Origin of the sequence: Roseicyclus marinus (assembly GCF_030163795.1) — a bacterium.
GTDB classification, from domain to species: Bacteria; Pseudomonadota; Alphaproteobacteria; order Rhodobacterales; family Rhodobacteraceae; genus Roseicyclus; species Roseicyclus marinus.
In genome coordinates, this window is the sequence record NZ_JASJOF010000005.1 from 96,948 (window position 1) to 114,666 (window position 17,719).

Annotated in this window: 13 protein-coding genes; 7 read left to right on the forward strand and 6 right to left on the reverse strand. The window is 63.9% G+C overall.

Annotation, left to right across the window (positions count from 1 at the left end; genetic code table 11):
* Positions 1 to 2: 2 nt before the first annotated feature.
* From QQK63_RS09345 to QQK63_RS09360, 4 genes are all read left to right on the forward strand, one after another.
* The gene (locus QQK63_RS09345) at positions 3 to 1,175 is read left to right on the forward strand and encodes a 2-methylaconitate cis-trans isomerase PrpF family protein (protein WP_277824563.1); all 1,173 of its coding nucleotides are present in this window, start codon (positions 3 to 5) and stop codon (positions 1,173 to 1,175) included.
* A 119-nt stretch (positions 1,176 to 1,294) separates the two neighbouring features.
* Positions 1,295 to 4,474 (forward strand): glycosyltransferase, encoded by a 3,180-nt coding sequence (locus QQK63_RS09350; RefSeq protein ID WP_277824565.1) that lies wholly within the window; start codon positions 1,295 to 1,297, stop codon positions 4,472 to 4,474.
* An 8-nt stretch (positions 4,475 to 4,482) separates the two neighbouring features.
* Positions 4,483 to 5,169 carry a sulfotransferase family protein gene (locus QQK63_RS09355; protein WP_277824567.1) on the forward strand — a complete coding sequence of 229 codons (687 nt, stop codon included), beginning with the start codon at positions 4,483 to 4,485 and terminating at the stop codon, positions 5,167 to 5,169.
* Positions 5,166 to 6,002 (forward strand): WcbI family polysaccharide biosynthesis putative acetyltransferase, encoded by an 837-nt coding sequence (locus QQK63_RS09360; protein ID WP_277824569.1) that lies wholly within the window; start codon positions 5,166 to 5,168, stop codon positions 6,000 to 6,002. The genes QQK63_RS09355 and QQK63_RS09360 overlap by 4 nt, the downstream gene beginning before the upstream one ends.
* Before the next feature lie 11 nt (positions 6,003 to 6,013).
* On the opposite strand, the gene QQK63_RS09365 is transcribed toward QQK63_RS09360, so the two are convergent.
* The 6 genes from QQK63_RS09365 to QQK63_RS09390 form a co-directional block, all read right to left on the reverse strand.
* Positions 6,014 to 7,219 carry a putative nucleotide-diphospho-sugar transferase gene (locus tag QQK63_RS09365; RefSeq protein ID WP_277824572.1) on the reverse strand — a complete coding sequence of 402 codons (1,206 nt, stop codon included), beginning with the start codon at positions 7,217 to 7,219 and terminating at the stop codon, positions 6,014 to 6,016.
* Between the two features lie 5 nt (positions 7,220 to 7,224).
* Entirely contained in the window at positions 7,225 to 7,941 is a 717-nt protein-coding gene (locus tag QQK63_RS09370; protein ID WP_277824574.1) for a class I SAM-dependent methyltransferase, read from the reverse strand.
* A gap of 149 nt (positions 7,942 to 8,090) precedes the next feature.
* Positions 8,091 to 9,521 carry a mannose-1-phosphate guanylyltransferase/mannose-6-phosphate isomerase gene (locus QQK63_RS09375; RefSeq protein WP_277824576.1) on the reverse strand — a complete coding sequence of 477 codons (1,431 nt, stop codon included), beginning with the start codon at positions 9,519 to 9,521 and terminating at the stop codon, positions 8,091 to 8,093.
* Positions 9,522 to 9,628: 107 nt separating this feature from the next.
* Complete coding sequence (locus QQK63_RS09380) at positions 9,629 to 11,980, reverse strand: tetratricopeptide repeat protein (protein WP_277824578.1); 2,352 nt, start codon at positions 11,978 to 11,980, stop codon at positions 9,629 to 9,631.
* Positions 11,981 to 11,984: 4 nt separating this feature from the next.
* Complete coding sequence (locus tag QQK63_RS09385) at positions 11,985 to 12,833, reverse strand: carbon-nitrogen hydrolase family protein (RefSeq protein ID WP_277824580.1); 849 nt, start codon at positions 12,831 to 12,833, stop codon at positions 11,985 to 11,987.
* A 97-nt stretch (positions 12,834 to 12,930) separates the two neighbouring features.
* A complete protein-coding gene (locus tag QQK63_RS09390; RefSeq protein WP_377133628.1) occupies positions 12,931 to 13,626 on the reverse strand; it encodes an arylesterase in 696 nt (231 codons plus the stop codon).
* Here QQK63_RS09390 and QQK63_RS09395 point away from each other — a divergent pair.
* From QQK63_RS09395 to QQK63_RS09405, 3 genes are read left to right on the forward strand one after another with little or no spacing between them, the layout of a single operon-like run.
* Complete coding sequence (locus tag QQK63_RS09395; RefSeq protein ID WP_277824582.1) at positions 13,625 to 14,320, forward strand: ABC transporter ATP-binding protein; 696 nt, start codon at positions 13,625 to 13,627, stop codon at positions 14,318 to 14,320. The two genes, QQK63_RS09390 and QQK63_RS09395, sit on opposite strands and share 2 nt — an antisense overlap.
* Positions 14,317 to 16,854: an ABC transporter permease gene (locus QQK63_RS09400; protein ID WP_277824584.1), complete on the forward strand. Its 2,538-nt coding sequence runs from the start codon at positions 14,317 to 14,319 to the stop codon at positions 16,852 to 16,854. Before QQK63_RS09395 ends, QQK63_RS09400 begins: the two co-directional genes overlap by 4 nt.
* Positions 16,855 to 16,884: 30 nt before the next feature.
* Positions 16,885 to 17,712, forward strand: a complete 828-nt coding sequence (locus tag QQK63_RS09405; RefSeq protein WP_277824586.1) for a metallophosphoesterase — start codon at positions 16,885 to 16,887, stop codon at positions 17,710 to 17,712.
* Positions 17,713 to 17,719: the final 7 nt, after the last annotated feature.

Consider the following 17,719-nt stretch of genomic DNA (forward strand, 5'->3'; position numbering starts at 1 on the left):
GCATGACCAACCAGATCCGTATTCCTGCCGTTTTCATGCGCGGCGGCACCAGCAAGGCGATCATCTTCCACGGCCGCGATCTGCCCTCCGACATCGAAGAACACCACCGGATATTCCTGTCCGCCTTGGGCAGCCCCGATCCCGGCAAACGCCAGCTTGACGGGATGGGCGGCGGCCTCTCGTCCCTGTCCAAGATCTGCGTCATCGACCCACCCAGCAGGCCCGATGCCGATGTCGATTACACCTTCGTCCAGATCCCGGTGACGGATGGCCCGCCCGATTACAGCTCCAATTGCGGTAACATGTCCTCGGCCATCGGCCCTTTCGCCGTGGAGGAGGGGCTGGTCTGCCCCGCCGATGGGGCGGCCGTGGTCCGCATCCACAACACGAACACCGGCAAGATCATCGAAAGCCGGTTCGAGGTCCGGGGTGGCCTGCCCGTAGTCACGGGCGATTTCGTCAATCCCGGCGTCGCGGGCACCGGCGCGCGGATCCGGCTCGATTTCGTCGATCCGGCGGGGGCTGCGACCGGGCGTCTCCTGCCCACGGGCAAAACCACCGACAGCCTTGATGTGCCGGGCCTGCCCGCGCCCGTCGAGGTGTCATTGATCGACGCGACGAACCCTGTCGTTTTCCTGCGCGCCGAAGCCTTGGGCCTGACCGGCTACGAAACCCCCGACCAGATCGAGACGGCGTCCGGCATCATGGAGGCGCTGGAGGCGATCCGCTGCGCAGGCAGCATCGCGATGGGCCTGACCAACACGATGGAGGCCGCCCACGCCCGCGCCGGAAGCCCCAAGATCGGCATGGTCGCCGCCCCCCGCGACTACCGCAGCACGGCGGGAGAGACGCTTCGCGCCACGGATTTCGACCTCGCGATCCGCATGATCTCCATGGGTCAGGCCCACCGCGCCGTCACGCTCACCGGTTCCATGTGCACCGCCGTTGCGGCGTCCCTCACCGGCTCCTGTGTCGCTGCACTGGCCCGCCCGCCCCAAGACGGTATCTTGCGGCTCGGCCATGCCTCGGGCGTGATGCCCGCTATGGCCGATGTCAGGCACACCGGCGATGGATGGCAGGTCGCCCACGCCACCGTCTTTCGCACCGCGCGCCGGTTGATGGAGGGGTCTGTGACCGTGCCGCCACGGCCAAAGGCAGATGATGGCACAGCCTGACCGCACCCGGCCCGCCGGAAAGACCGCAGGCAGGTGATCAAGTGATCGCAACGGGTTGACAGCGCAAGGTCTCTCCTGTCCATCGTCGAACCAGTAACCAGTTTGCGACGTACCCCTCCATGTCTCTCGCCACCCGTGTCGAAACCGCCGTCCTGCACCGCGACGCGCTGTTTCTTTTGCTCGATGCCGATGCCGTCAAGGCAGGGGTTTCGATCACCCATGGCAGCCAGCATCTGCCGCTCGAGCGCCTTTCGGCATTGCCCGCGGATCTGAGCGTCTTTTTCAATCGCAAACCTTTTGACCTGCCTCCAAGTGGCAGCCCGCTTGTCGAAACGCTGCTTGATGGGACAGCAGCGGATACGACAACCGAAGTCATGATCGACAAGCTGCCGGATTGGGCGCTCGAGACCGGAAAGACCCTGCAACTGCGGGTCGATCATTTCCAACAACCCCGCGTGATCGACACCGGGGCCACGGTCACGGTGCCCCCCTCGACCGAGGCGCGGGTCTTTTGCGCGCTGGTGGCCATGCATCGGGCAGAGGCCGAACTCATCATCCGCTTCGACCCAGCCCCCCAAGGCATGTCGCAAACAGTGGCGGCACCGCTCGACCCCAAGTTCACCGGCGGCCGCCGCAAGAACGGCTATCAGGAGATCACCATTCCCTGCCCCGCCGCCGATCATGCGAGGACGGCGCATCTTCTGGTTCGCTATCTGGGCTATCGCGACGACGGGCAGGAGAATTTCCCCTACATCTTCATCGCCAACCCCGAACTTACCGGAACCAAGGCACGCCAAACCCTGGTGGAACCCCGGATCAAATCCATCGGCACACCGCCAAATCCCGTTTGGTACAAGGCCATCGTCCCCTCCTTCCGCCGACCCGACGAGGCCGCGATCACACTCCACCTCGGCGCGGAGAAACTCGACCTCTTCGCGCCCGAGGAAAACGGCGTCACGCTGATCGACGATTACGGCCACACGCTGATGCTCAAGGCGGACCGCCCCTGCGACTTCCTGCTTTTTGCCGATGGCCAACCGGTCGACCGCATCCACCTGCGCGATGCCGAAACAGCCATTCGCCTGCCCGCGCGGTGCCTGCGTGGCGACATCGTCGATATGTCGATCCGGGATCTGTCCGGCAGCCAGATCTTCCTGTCCCTGCCGGTTCTGGCCCCGCGCGCCCTGACCCCGCAGGATGTCATCGCACGCGAAACCCGGGCACCCTTTCCCACGGACCTCACGGTGCGCGCCAACCACCGCTACCGCGGCCTGCGCGCCCATCTCGACCATCCGGTGCCGGGGATGGATGCCGCCTCGCTCGCCACGGCGGCCCGCACGCTCGATTGCTCCTTCGAAACCGTCAAGCTGCACCCGATCGCCTTTCCCACCGTGGAAAAGCCGCAGGTCAGCGTGATCATCCCCGCCCACAACAAGGTCGAAGTCACCTATTACTGCCTCAGCGCCCTGTTGGTCGCCCACAACCGCACCAGTTTCGAGGTGATCCTCGTCGACGATGCCTCGACCGATGCCACCGCCGAGATCGAGAACATCGTCTCGGGCATCCGCGTCATCCGCAACGCCGAGCCGCAACGCTTCATCCGCGCCTGCAACGCGGGCGTCGCCGCCGCGCGGGGCGATTACGTCGTCCTCCTGAACAACGACACCGAACCGACCGTGGGCTGGCTCGACGCGCTCCTCGACGCTTTCGACCGGCTCGACAACGTGGGGCTTGCGGGCGCCAAGCTGCTCTATCCCGATGGCAAGCTTCAGGATGCGGGCGGCATCGTCTGGGGCAGCGGCAACCCCTGGAACTACGGCAACCGCGCCAGCCCGTGGGAGCCGCGCTTTTCCTACGCACGTCAGGCCGATTACCTGTCCGGCGCGGCGCTGATGACCACCAAGCGGATCTGGGACGAGGTCGGCGGCCTCTCCTCCTACCTCGAACCGATGTATTTCGAGGACACCGACCTCGCCTTCAAGATCCGCGACGCGGGCTACAAGACATGGTTCGTCCCCGCCTCCCTCGTCTACCATTTCGAAGGCATGACCAGCGGCACCGATGTCACCCAAGGCTTCAAGAAACACCAGGAACTGAACCGCCCGAAATTCAAACGCCAATGGGCCCGCGCCTATGCCTCCCACGGCAAGGAAGGTCAAAACCCCGACCTCGAAAAGGATCGCGGCATCGTCGGCCGCGTCCTCTTCATCGACTACACCACCCCGCGCGAGGATCGCGATGCCGGCTCCTACGCCGCCCGCCGCGAGATCGAGCTGGTCAAATCGCTGGGCTACAAGGTCACCTTCCTGCCCCAGAACCTCGCCCATTTCGGCAGCTACACCGACGACCTCCAGAACAGCGGGGTCGAGGTCATCACCGCCCCCTTCTACCTGTCCCTCGCCGAATTCCTCGAACAGCGCGCCGGCGAATTCGATGCGATCTACATCACCCGCTACTACGTGGCCCAGGACACGATCCGCCACATCCGCAAACACGCCCCCCGCGCCAAGATCCTGCTCAACAACGCTGATCTGCATTTCCTGCGCGAATTGCGCGCCGCCCTCAGCATGGATGACCCCTCCCGCCTCGCCGCCATGCGCCGCGTCCGCGACGAAGAGCTTGCGATGATGAAGGCCGCCGACCTCGTCCTCAGCTATAACGAGGTCGAACACGCCATCATCGCCTCCCATACCGACGGTCAGGTGCCGGTCATGACCTGCCCGTGGGTCGTCGACATTCCGCCCGAGATCCCGCCACTGAAAGGCCGCAAGGGTCTCTCCTTCCTCGGCAGCTTCAAACACCACCCCAATGCCGAGGGGGTGACGTGGTTCTGCCGCTCCGTCCTGCCGCTCCTCGAGGGCACGGGCGCGCATCTGACGATCTATGGCGCGGGAATGGATGAGACGATCCGCGCGCTCGCCTCCGACACCATCGACCCCGTGGGCTTCGTCGCCGATATGGCCACCGCCTACGACCGCCACCGCATCTTCGTGGCCCCCCTCCTGTCGGGTGCCGGGATCAAGGGCAAGGTGCTGAGCGCGCTGGCCCATGGCATCCCCACCGTGCTCACCCCCGTCGCCGCCGAAGGCATCGGCCTGCGCCACGGCCACGATTGCCTGATCGCCACCACGCCCGAGGATTGGGCCACAGCCATCGCCCGCCTGTCCGAGGATGACGCGCTCTGGACCGCCATCTCCACCGCCGCCCGCAGCTACGCGGCCGAGCGGTTCTCCTTCGCGCAAGGCCGCGCGGCGATGAAGGCCGCCTTCGAGGCGGTGGACCTGTTCGGAGCGGGGTGAGGGGGGGGATGACCGAACGCACCATCATCCTGCACTACCACCTGTTCAAGAACGCGGGCACATCCGTTGACGCGATCCTCAAGCGCAACTTTCCGGGCAAATGGGTAACCCGCGAATTTCCCGCCATGGGCGGCAACAACACGCCGCTGGTCGAGGCATGGATACGCGAAACGCCCGAGGCCATCGCCTATTCCTCCCACACCATGATGGGTCCGATCCCGCAGATCGACGGGGTGCGCGTGATCTCCTTCCTGCTCCTGCGCGACCCCATCGAGCGGATCAAATCCGCCTACCGCTTCGAACGCACCCAGACCGCCGACACATGGGGCGCGCGGCTGGCCAAGGAGCATGATTTCGAAGGCTACGTCCGTGCCCGCCTCGCCCGCCCCGGCGACCGCCAATGCCGGAATTTCCAGACCTACCGGCTGGCCAGCCTGATGCCGGGCGAGGGCACGGAACTCGACCGCGCGAAACGGGCACTCAAGGCGCTGAGCGTCGTGGGACGGGTGGAGGCGTTTGACGTGGCGATGAGGCGGTTGGCGGCGGCCTATCCGGGGTTCAGCCATCAGGCGGTGAAGGCGAATACATCGGCAGGCAAGGATGAGGTGGAGATGACGGAGAAGACGCTCACAACCCTGCAGGAAATGAACAAATTGGACGTAGCGATTATAAGTAGTATTGAGCAAAAGCTATGAAAGTTCTCGTCATAGGAAATTGCCAAGCCCGGCCATTATCAAGCATTCTCGGAAATGTCCCCGATATTGAAGTTTTACCCCCTATAATACTGCACCTCGCTAAAGAAAGTGACCGCCCCGATCATGAAGAAACTTTCAATAAAGCCGATTGGGTTATAGCGCAAGCCACTTCCATCGCCTTCAAGCCCGAACACCTCCAGTCGATAAAAATTAAAGAAAGATTTGGAGATCGGGCCACTATTTGGCCAAATATATTTTTTCTAGGGCAAACGCCAAGAATAAGATATATTACCCACATAAAGCACGGAAGAATCTTTGGGCCATTGGACGCCTATCATGACTTGCAAATACTTAATGATTGGCTATCTCAAAATTCATACTCTTATTTGGACCAAAACTTATTCGATTATGATGAAATTTCCAAACGCTCCCTTGCAGACTTGCAGATGAAGGAAGCGATGTGCGACGTAAAGATTTCAGACTTAATCCTTGAAAACTATAGAAAAGCAGCTTTGTTTTTCACTTTCAACCACCCAACTCAGTGGCTTCTAGAAGCCATGGGGCGCAGAGTCCTCGCAGAAAAAAGAATAGAGCTAACCAAGTCAACCCAACCAAAGGAAGAGCCACTTGGCAAGATAAGGCCACATAGTATTTTTTCAAAAACTGACTCAAACTATGTTCAATACCACGGAATAGCAACAATTGGACAAGAGCAGGGCAAAAAGAAGATGTATTCCTTCAATTCCCTGCGAGACGAGTTTTTTCTGCACTACGATAGAATATCTGATAATATATCAAATCCAAATGAAATAATATTCACACCTCAATACTAGATAACTGAAGACTAGCTGAACAAAAGATTGAGGTAGTCAGAGGGCATCAAGCTAGGTTCTGCGACCCAACGCGGATGAACAACAACTGGTCGGCATTTGAGGCTTGAAATATCCTTCACACTCGCTATGCGCACCACCATTTCTTTAGAAAGAACACCAATCCTAAAATATCTTTGGATAGAGGAATGAGTGCCGCTTCCGATCCAAGAAACACTCTCCATGCTAGAAAGAGAAAATTCTACATTACTTTCCAACAGCATCTGAGCCAAACCTATCTGGTCATCGAGCATAGCCCCCACGTAATCGAGCCAGCATTCAAAGAATTTGTGATTTTCAACGCCTGATCTGGCAAAAAAGAATCCGCATCCACAAGTGACACCAAACTTAATACTCGATATCATTGGCATATTGTCCGCAGTCATGAAAAATAAATTTGTATCACTTGGCAGACCATTAACGAAAGCATCCACATCCCGAAGCCAAAAGGAATCCAAATCAGAATAGATTACATCCAAGTCAGACTTAAGAAGAATCAAGGCCGCCAATATTTTTATATACCAAATAAATGAGAGAGATGAGCCATTCCCCGACTTGGAATAAGGCTTAAGCCTCAAGTCAACTTCCGAAAAAGCGACCCTGCGCACCTCAAAAATTTCTGAAACCTCGGCTGATGGCACATCCAAGTTAAGAATAATAATTTGCGGCAGACTTTGCTGCGATCTTATCGCGCAATCTAGCCACAATTTAAGATTGTCTACATAATTTCTCGTCACCATTAGTAGCACAACTCTCCCACAGCTAGCCTGCCGCGAAGAAAGGGCAACTGATTGAAGTCGCTCTATAAGCTGAATTGGGACTGGCTCTGGTGGAAACTCTTGAAAAGCTCGATGGCACAATTCCGCATGAAATTCATGCGCAATGGATATTAAGGAATCCTGCGCCACCTTTTCGAGCTTTGGCACACGATGAAGGGCAAGTCTTTTTAAGAAGGACCTTGAAAAATAAGAAATACTATCATTATCAGATGAGTCCCTTAGAAGGGAGACTATTTGAAGAATTGACTCCCGCACATCCGCAATATTTCCCGCTTTTATTTTTTGACCTAATTCCACTAAGGGAACGTAATTTTCGAAGCTACTACTGCTTAATTCGAATACCTGATCAGAAAATACAGCGTCTCCAACACGATCACACTCTAACCTAAAATTTCTAGACATTATACTCATGCCTTAACAAAGATCGCAGTTTTTACGCCGCGCATACCAGTCCTATACCCAGCGAAACCGTGGCAAAATGAGATTGACTCCCGAAGCTCAAGAAGCCCCCGCAACTCGTCAGGAAGGACAAGCATATCATCCGAAATAAATCCCATTGCCCACTCAACAAACAACCGCGCTTGAGAGCATTTAGGGCATAAATCCTCAATCGTAGGAGGCTGCCAATGCAGATCCTCGATTATATACACCCCACCACTATTCATGCTTGGAAATATTTTTAAAAAAGCCATTAGTTGATGATACGACGCATGTGACGCGTCGTCGATTACAAAGTCAAATGGAGCGTGCTTTTGCAGCAAATTCTCCAGGTCATTCGGATTAGAAGAGTCGCCACGTATGAATGAAAACCTATTAGATTGATAATTCGAAAAATCCGATATATCGAATCCCACAATTTTTGCCTTTGGCAAAAAATCTAACCACATTTGTATGGAGGGGGGCGCAGTAGTTTCGCGCGAGGCGTCAAAGCCCAGCTCTGGGCCTCCACGCAGAAGACCGATCTCAAGCAAGCGAACATCTTTATCCTTAAATGGACGCAATATGAAATCGTAAAGCGGCGTATAATTATGCTTCGCCCCGATCAAATCACCTTTGTCCGAGCCAAACCTATTAGCCAGCGTTGTTAATGAAGCCCCACTTGTGCGCATCTCAATACCACTCACACCCCTTACCCCTTACCAAACCCACCCCACACAGGGTGGCAACCTCTTCACCCCGCCCCCGCACCTTGGGGGCGCGGCGCGGTGTGACGAATGCACGACGGATACACTACAGATAAACTACACATTCCCTACAGGAAAACGACGCGGTTTTACCCTCTGCCATACCCATCTTCGTACCGGATGATGTCATCCTCACCCAGGTACCCGCCCGTCTGCACCTCGATCAGCACCATGGGCAGTTTTCCGGGATTTTCCAACCGGTGTGTGGCCCCCAGCGGGATGTAGACCGACTGGTTTTCGCTCACCAGCCGCACCTCGGCGTCCACCGTCACCCGCGCCGTGCCCTGCACCACGATCCAATGCTCCGCCCGGTGGTGATGGCTCTGCAAACTCAGGCTCCCGCCCGGGTTCACGTGGATCCGCTTGACCTGGAATCTGTCAGCCAAAACAAGGCTTTCGAACCATCCCCAGGGTCTGTGATCCTTGGGAAATTCCGTCGCCTGACGCGCGCCCGACGCCTTCAGCGCCACCACCGCCAGCCGCAGGTCCTGCGCCCGCTCCATCGGCGCGACCAGCACCGCATCGGGCATCGCCACCGCGATCATGTTCTCCAGCCCCAGCCCGATCAGCACCTGCCCCTCGCCCTCGGCCCGGAGCAGCGTATCGCGGCACTCGATGGCATGAACCGCCCCCGACGTCGCCACGCCTTGCGCATCCGGCCCCATCTCACGCCAGACCGTCTCCCACCCGCCAAGATCCGACCAGCCGCCGTCGAAGGGCACCACGCTCAACCCCTCGGCCCGCTCCATCACCGCGTAATCAATGGATATTTCCTCGGCCTCCTCCCAAGGCTCCGCCGCCAGACGCAAGAACCCGAGGTCCGGCCGCGCCCCCTCCAGCGCCGCGCGCACCGGCCCCACCAGCCCCGGCGCATGCCGGTCGAAAGCCGCGAGCAGCACATCGGCCCGCGCCATGAAAATCCCCGCGTTCCACAGGAACCGCCCCTCGGCCAGCATCGCCTCCGCCCGGTCGCGGTCGGGTTTCTCCACGAACCGGCGCAGCGGCGCAGCCACCCCCGCCTGCCCCGCGCCCTCCAGTTCAAGGTAACCATAGCCGGTCTCGGGCCGGTCGGGCGTGATGCCGAAGGTCACGATGCGCCCCTCCGACGCAGCCTCCGCCGCTACGCCCAGCGCGGCGTGAAACGCTGGAACGTCGCGCACCACGTGATCGGACGGCGCGATCAGCACCAGCGCCTGCGGATCGGCCTCCGCCACCCGCATCACCGCCGCCAGCACCGCAGGCGCGGTGTTGCGCGCCGCGGGTTCGAGGATCACGGCGGCGGGGTCGGCCCCCACTTCGGCCATCTGCTGCGTGACGATGAAACGGAATTCCGCTCCCGTCACCACCACGGGCCGGCCAAACCCCTTGCCCCAAACGCGACGGACCGAAGCCTGGAACAGGCTTTCGTCCCCGACCAATTTGGAAAATTGCTTGGGATAACTGCGCCGCGACAGGGGCCAAAGCCGGGTCCCCGATCCGCCGCACAGCAAGATCGGCGTGATCGCAACCTTACCGGCCATTCTCTTTCTCCCCTGCACGCCTCATGGCCCGCAGGGGGCCATCTCGTCACCATCGCCCGGCGCTCCGGACCTTGTAAAGCCGCGATACCTCTCGCGTCGGGCCAAGGTCAATCCACCCCGCCCGATCTCGTGCCCAAAGGCCAGCACGGATGGAGGACTTGGCGCAACCGGCTCGCCGGATACAGGCACGGATCCGCACCGCCATCGGCCAAAGAGCGCGCCACCACCCGCGTCATCAGGCCAGGCCCGGTCTTGAACCAGCGATGCCCGTTCTCTCCCGACAGGCAGGCCTGCGTCGCAGCCTCCAGCGCGGCGGTGATCACGCTGTGACCGGGCGGGGCGATCATCGCATCAAAGCTGACGCCTCCCGTCCCTTCGAGGAAGAGGGTCGCGCCGCCCCCGTCGGCCAAGTCATCGATCCCGCCCCCCGGCACCTGTTCGGCGGCACACATCATCCCGCCCTCGACCAACAGAACCGCCAGCGCCAGCAGGTCGGCGCGCTGCTCGGCATCCTGCGCCTGACGACAGGCGCGGGCGATGTCGTGGCCCAAGGCCTGCCCGATCCAGTCCATCGCACCAGCAGGTTCCCAGAACCGTACCGCCCGCCTTGTCGCGCTCCGCCAACTATTGGCCATCCGGCCGACCACATCCGGCGGCGGAACGCCCCCGCGCCAGATCAGGTGCAGGGCACCGGGCACCTCGGCCTGCGGACGCGTCCCGTCCTGCATCGGATCAACTGCGACCAGCGCCGCGCGCGCCGCCAGAAAGAACTCCGGTTCCAGCCCCCCAGAACCCTCCGGCCAATCGGCCGCAACCGCGGCAAGGACGCGCGCCTCGTTCAACAGGCTCCCCAGCCGCGTGGCGCGCGGGCGGCAGATCAACGCCTCTGCCTCGGGCCCATCCCCGACCGACAGACGGGCGAGACTCGCCTCCGCCCCCTGCAAATCCCCACTCAAAAGCTGCGCCTCGATCAGATCCATCGGGGGAGGCGCATCCTGCCGCCCGGCACAGGCCGCAACAGCCGCGGCCGGATCGCCCTCGGCCAGCGCGGCGGCAACGCGGCAGGCCAATCGCGCCGCCTCGGGCGCCTGCCGCCAAGGCCCGTCAAGCAGCGCCGCCACCTGCTCGGCCGATCCGCAGGCAATCATCGCTTCGGTCGCCCGGGTCAGGATCGCGCCATCGCCAGGCCAACGGCGCACCGCAGCGCGCAAATACCGCGCGGCCAATCGCGCCTTGCCCGCCGCCAACAAAACCCGGCCCAGCCTTTCGCATGCCTCCGCATCGCGCCGCACCACGCGCCGCGACCGCGCGTGATCGAGCGCGGCGAAAGCTCCGTCCAGCACCAGCAACCGCTCAAGGTCAAAGGCCAACCGGTCCGCCTCGGGCCAGACCTGCGCGGCACAGGCCGCCACCAGCCGTTCCGCCTCGACCCCGCGCCCCGCCTGCCAAAGCCGGTCCAACAGACGCACGGCCACGAACCACGGCAGGTCCGAGTGCCCTTCCACCTGCGCCAGCCAGACCTCAACCGCGCCCTTCCCAGTGGCCAGGGCCACCTCCAGCTCGACAAAGGCATCGCCCGTCTCAAGGACCGCATCCGCCGCCGCCTCTTGTGACGGATCGAGCCGTGACAGCGCCTCTTGCGCGGCGAAAGACACATCGCCCTGACCTATCGCCAAGGCGTCCGACCACAACTCACGCGCGGCCGCCACCTCACCGCGCTCTTCCGCGATCTCGGCCCGTAGCGCCAGAAACCATGACGCAAAGGCTGACCCCTCGGGCGCGCTCAGGCACAAATCCACGGCCCGCGCGCCATCGCCCGCCATTCGAAACGCCTGCGCCGCGCGCAGAATGATCTCGGGATGATCAGGGTGGTGGGCCACTGCCGCCTCGGCTGCGACACGGGCAGCCTCGGCATCGCCTTGCGTAAGCGCGCCCTCGATCAGGGCCAGATGCGCGACGGCCTCGCCGGGGGATCGCGCGATCAGCCGCGCACAAAACTCCCCCGCCTCGGTCACGCGGCCCGCCGATCTGTGCAGCGCGATGGCAAAGACCAGATCCGCCTCGTCCATCCCCGCGACAGGCTGATCGCACAGGATGGCCAGCGCCGCCCCGGGACCCTCCGCCGCCTCGGCGGCCTCGGCGGCCTTGCGGCGCAGCAACCGATCCTCCGGTAAATAACCCAAGGCCTCGCGCCCCAGCGCCAGCGCGCCCACGGCATCGCCCCGCTCCATGGCAATGCCGATCAGGCCGATCCACGCCCAAGGATGTGCCGGGTTCTGCGCCAGAAGCTGGCGGAACAACGGCGCGGCCGCCGCCCCCTCGCCCAGTTCGGCCAGCCCACCCGCCACGCCAAAGCGCAGCGCGGCGATCCAGCCCTCCGGCCTGTCGACATCGCCCAACAGCCCGGCAAGGTCGCGCAAGACACCAGCCAAAGGCCCGGTATCCGACGACCCCGCCACGCGATCAACCCATGCTCACGGGCTCGATCCGGTCAGGCGGCGCGATGCCCCATGCCGGCACCTGCGCCCGTGCCCGCCCCACCGCCCCAAGATCGAGCGTCACGACCCGCAGCGCCGGGGCCGCATCGCCCAGATCGGCCAGCACCGCGCCCCATGGGTCGACGGCCAGCGCATGGCCATAGGTCTGCCGCCCGTCCGCGTGATGCCCGGCCTGCGCGGCGGCCAGCACGAAGGCCCCGGTCTCGATCGCCCGCGCGCGCAAAAGCACCTCCCAATGCGCCCGTCCGGTCGGCACGGTAAAGGCCGAGGGGATGAACATCACCACCGCTCCCGCCTGCGCATAGGCGCGGTAGAGATAGGCAAACCGCAGGTCGTAGCAGATGCTCAACCCCATCGGGCCCCATGGCGTCTGCGCGATCACGGCTTGCGCACCGGGTGCGAACCGCTTGGATTCCCCGATCGGCGCCTGACCTTCCAACGCGACGTCGAACAGGTGGATCTTGTCGTACTCCGCCACGATGGCGCCTGAGGCGTCGATCAGCGTCGAATGGTTCAGGAACCGCCCGTCCGGCCCAAGCACAGGCGTGGACCCGGTGTGGATCCAAAGCCCATGCCGCGGCGCGATCTCGCAGCAGGCCGCGATGAAGGGATCATCACCCGCCGCCACGACCTGTCGCCGCGATGTCTCGGGGTTGCGGTTCATCAGCCCCGCAACCTCGGGCAGCGCCAACATCTCGGCCCCCTCGCCCGCCGCCTCGGCGGCCAGATCGGAGACCGTGGCGATATTGGCCTCATGCGTATCGGACGAACACATCTGCGCCAGCGCCACGCGCAGGCTGCCCCGCTCGCTCATCGGCACGTCCCTCGCCCTACTGATACCACCATGATCGCCTCGCCCGCCGGGACTTGCGCCAGCCTAGCCAAGACCGCCCCACCTTGCCAAGCGCCGCTCACGAGTCCGGAACGCGCGCGATCAGCCGCTCCACCTCCGGGCCCAGCGCCTCAACGATCAGGGCAACGCCCGCCGCATTGGGATGGATCCCATCGGCCTGCATATAGGCCGTGAGTGCGCCTTGCCGGTCCGCCTCCGCCGCTGCGGACAGGGGGGCCAGAAAGCTCTCCACATGCAGCGCGCCATAGGCTTCGGCCAATTCCGGATACATCGCATCGAAAGCCGCCTGATACTCCGGCCCGTAATTGCCCGGCGCGGTCAGCCCGACCAGCAGAACCGGAACCCCCGCCGTCTGTGCCGCCTGCAAGATACCCTCAAGGTTCGCGCGGCTCACCTCGGGCGGAATGGCCCGCAACAGGTCGTTGCCCCCAAGCGCCACGATCATCGCATCCACATCGGGCGTCAGCGTCCAACCCACCCGCGCCAATCCGCCTGCCGTCGTATCCCCCGAAACGCCCGCGTTCAGAATGGCCACGTCATGGCCGCGCGCCATCAGCCAATCCTGCAACTGCGCGGTGAACCCCTCTTCCTGCATCAAGCCGTAGCCTTGCGTCAGGCTGTCGCCCAGCGCCGCGATCGTCACCTCTTCGGCGGCGGCAGGCAGCACCAGAGCCAGCGACAGAACCGCCGCCTTGCCCATGCTGCCCAAGGCCCCATATGCCTGACACAGAAGTAAACCGAGGCGTTCAGTCATGTCCGATCCCGTTCTTTCCCTCACCGACGCCCGCCTGTCGCTCGACGGCAACGCCGGCCGCGTCGACATCTTGCATGGCATCACCATGCAGGTGGACAAGGGGGAAACCGTCGCACTCACGGGGCCATCGGGGTCGGGCAAATCGTCTCTCCTCATGCTCATGGGCGGTCTTGAACGCGCCACGGGGGGCGAGGTCCACGCGCTCGGCCGCGATCTGACCGCGATGACCGAGGATCAACTCGCCCGCTTCCGCAGGGACCATATGGGGGTGGTTTTCCAATCCTTCCACCTGATCCCGACCATGACCGCGCTGGAAAACGTGGCGACGCCGCTGGAATTGGCGGGCCATGCCGATGCCTTCGACCGGGCCGAGGCGGAATTGGCCGCCGTGGGCCTTGCATCTCGGGCGCACCACTATCCCAGCCAGATGTCGGGTGGCGAACAGCAGCGCGTGGCGCTTGCCCGCGCCGCCGCCCCGCGCCCCGCGATCCTTCTGGCCGATGAGCCCACCGGCAATCTGGATGGCGCGAATGGTCAGGCGATCATGGACATGCTCTTCGGCCTGCGCGACCGGCATGGCGCCACGCTCGTCCTCGTGACCCACGCGCCCGAACTTGCCCGCCGCTGCGACCGCGAAATCCGCCTTCGCGACGGACGGCTCGACACCGACACCCTGCGCGAGGCCGCTGAATGAGCGTCGCCCCCCCGATGTTTCTGCGCATCGCACGGCGTGAACTCCGCGGCGGGCTCAAGGGGTTCCGCATCTTCCTCGCCTGCCTTGCCCTTGGCGTCGCGGCCATCGCCGCCGTCGGTTCGGTGCGCGAGGCGATCGAGGCCGGTCTGACCCGCGAGGGCGCGGTGATCCTCGGCGGCGATGCCGAGATGTCCTTTACCTACCGCTTCGCCGATGAGGCCGAACGCGCCTTCATGGGCGGCATCGCCAGCCGCGTCTCCGAAACCGTCGATTTCCGCTCCATGGTCGTCGTCGACCGCGACGGCACGCTTGAACGTGGCCTGACACAGGTCCGCGGCGTCGACAGCGCCTATCCCCTCTATGGCTCTGTAAACCTCGATCCGCCGATCCCGCTCGAACAGGCACTGGCCACCATCGACCACCCCGGCGCGGTCATGGATCCGGTCCTGATCGACCGTCTGGCGCTTGAGGTCGGGGATATCTTCCGCCTCGGAACACAGGATTTCGAACTCCGCGCCGCGATGCTGACGGAACCTGACGGGGCCTCGGGTGGCTTCGGCCTCGGACCGCGCACCATCGTGACGCTCGACGGGCTGGCGGGCTCAAACCTCCTCGCGCCCGGCACGCTTTATGAAACCCAGTACCGGCTCGCCCTGCCCCCCGGCAGCGACCTGCAAACCGCCGAGACCGAGGCCCGCGCGCGGTTCGAAGATACCGGAATGCGCTGGCGCGACAGCCGCAACGGCGCACCCGGCGTGCAGGACTTCATCGACCGGATCGGGGCCTTTCTGGTGCTCGTCGGACTGGCGGGGCTGGCCGTGGGCGGCGTCGGCATCTCGTCCGCGGTGCGCGCCTATCTGGACGGCAAGATCGAAACCATCGCCACGCTCAAGACCCTTGGCGCCGAAAGCCGCACGATCTTTGCCGCCTATTTCGCCCAGATCGGCCTTTTGACGCTGGTGGGCCTTGCGCTTGGCCTGACGCTGGGCGCGCTGTTACCGCTTGCGCTGTCGCCGATCATCGCGGCGCAATTGCCCGTGCCCATCGCCTTTGCCATCTACCCCGCCCCCTTGGCAGAGGCGGCGCTTTACGGGGCGCTCACCGCGCTGATCTTTACCCTCTGGCCGCTCGCCCGCACCGAACAGGTGCGGGCCGCTGCCCTGTTCCGCGATGCGTCAGGCCCCCAACGCGGCTGGCCCAGACCGATCTGGACCGCCACGATCCTCGGCCTTGCCGCAACGCTTGTCGGGCTGGCGACATGGCTTTCGGGCATCCCCCGGCTCGCCATGGGAACAGCGGCGGGCATACTGGGCTCGCTTGTCCTCCTGACGCTTTCGGCCATTGCCATCCGGGCATTGTCCCGGCGGCTGTCGCGCGCCCGCGCGCTGCGGGGCCGCACGGCGCTGCGCACGGCGCTTGGCGCGGTCGGCGGACCGGGGTCCGAGGCGACAAGTGTCGTCCTCTCCCTCGGCCTCGGCCTCGCGGTTCTGGCCGCCGTGGGTCAGATCGACTCAAACCTTCGCGCCTCGATCCAGCGCGACCTGCCGACCGTCGCCCCTTCGTATTTCTTCGTCGATATCCAGCCCGACCAGCTGCAGCCCTTCCTCGACCGCGTGACCACCGATCCCGCCGTCAGCCGGGTAGAGACCGCGCCGATGCTGCGCGGTGTCATCACGCGTATCAACGACGAGCGCGCCCGCGACGTGGCGGGCGATCACTGGGTGATCCGGGGCGACCGGGGCGTGACCTACACCACCACCGCCCCCCCGCCCGAGGAAATCACCCAAGGCCAATGGTGGCCCGACGATTATGCCGGCCCGCCCCTCGTGGCCTTCGCCGCCGAGGAAGCGGCCGAGATCGGCCTTGCCATCGGCGACACCCTCACCGTCAACATCCTCGGCCGCGACATCGAGGCGGAAATCGCCGCCTTCCGCGAGGTGAGCTTTGAGAACGCCGGGATCGGCTTCGTCCTGACCATGTCGCAAAATGCGTTGGCCGGCGCACCGCACACCCATATCGCCACCGTCTATGCCGATGTGGATGCTGAAGCCGCGATCCTGCGCGACGTGGCGGGCGATGCCCCCAACATCACCGCGATCCGCGTCCGCGACGCGCTCGACCGCGTGGCGGATGCGTTGCGCAGCCTTGCCGCCGCAACTTCCTACGGCGCGGCGGCGACGCTTCTGACCGGTTTCATCGTCCTGATCGGGGCTGCGGCAGCGGGCGAACGCGGCCGCGTCTTCGAGGCCGCGGTGATGAAGACGCTCGGCGCCAGCCGTGCGGGCATCCTCGCCAGTTTCGCGCTCCGCTCCGCGATATTGGGCGCGGCGGCGGGGATCGTGGCCATTCTGGCCGGGGCCTTGGGCGGCTGGGCGGTCATGACCTTCGTGATGGAAAGCCCCTATCGATTCGAGCCGGTCTCGGCCACCGCCATCATCCTCGGCGGCGCGCTGGCGACGCTCCTTTCGGGGCTGGCCTTCGCATGGCGTCCGCTGGCCACGCGGCCCGCCCGAGTGTTGCGCGCACGCGACTGACGGCGCGCCCGCCTGTACGACCCCCTTGCCATGGCTGCAACCAGCGCGCACCAGTCGATCATGCTCCGGTTCCTCACCTCGCTTTTCGGGCGCAAGCCCGGCTCCGCCGCCGCAGGTGCCGCCGCACCCGACCTGCCGCGCCCGGAGACCACGACCTATGTCGTGGGCGACCTGCATGGGCGCGCCGACCTCCTTGAGCTGATCCTCGAACTGATCGACGCCCACATCGGCGGCAGCGGTGCCCGCGATCCGCAACTGGTCTTCATCGGCGATTACATCGACCACGGCCCCGACAGTGCGGGCGTGCTCACGCGGCTGCGCGAATTGACCCGCGACTTTCCCGAGAACGTGACCTGCCTGATGGGCGACCACGAACGGATGCTGCTCGATTTCCTCGCCGATCCCGCCCAGCGCGGTCCGCGCTGGCTGCGCGCGGGCGGGGCTGAGACGCTCACGGGCTACCGTATCGACGCCGATGACCTGACCGCCAACGCCCCGCCCGAAGCCTGGGACAAGGCGGCCGCGCGGCTGGCCGCCGCCCTGACGCAAGAGACCCGCGATTGGCTCGAGGGTCTGCCGCTCTCGTGGTCCTCGGGCAATCTCTGGGCGGTTCACGCCGGCGCGGACCCCTCGCGCCCGATGGACGACCAGACCGCGCGCGTCCTTCTATGGGGCCATCCCGAATTCGACAGCGCCCCGCGCGGCGACGAGGCGTGGATCGCCCATGGCCATGTCCCCCGCGACACGCCCGAGGCCCGGGATGGCCGTATCGCGCTCGACACCGGCGCATGGTCCACCGGCCGTCTGACCGCCGCTGCGATCAAGCCAGACGGCACCCACGCCTTTCTTCAGACCTGACGGCCCG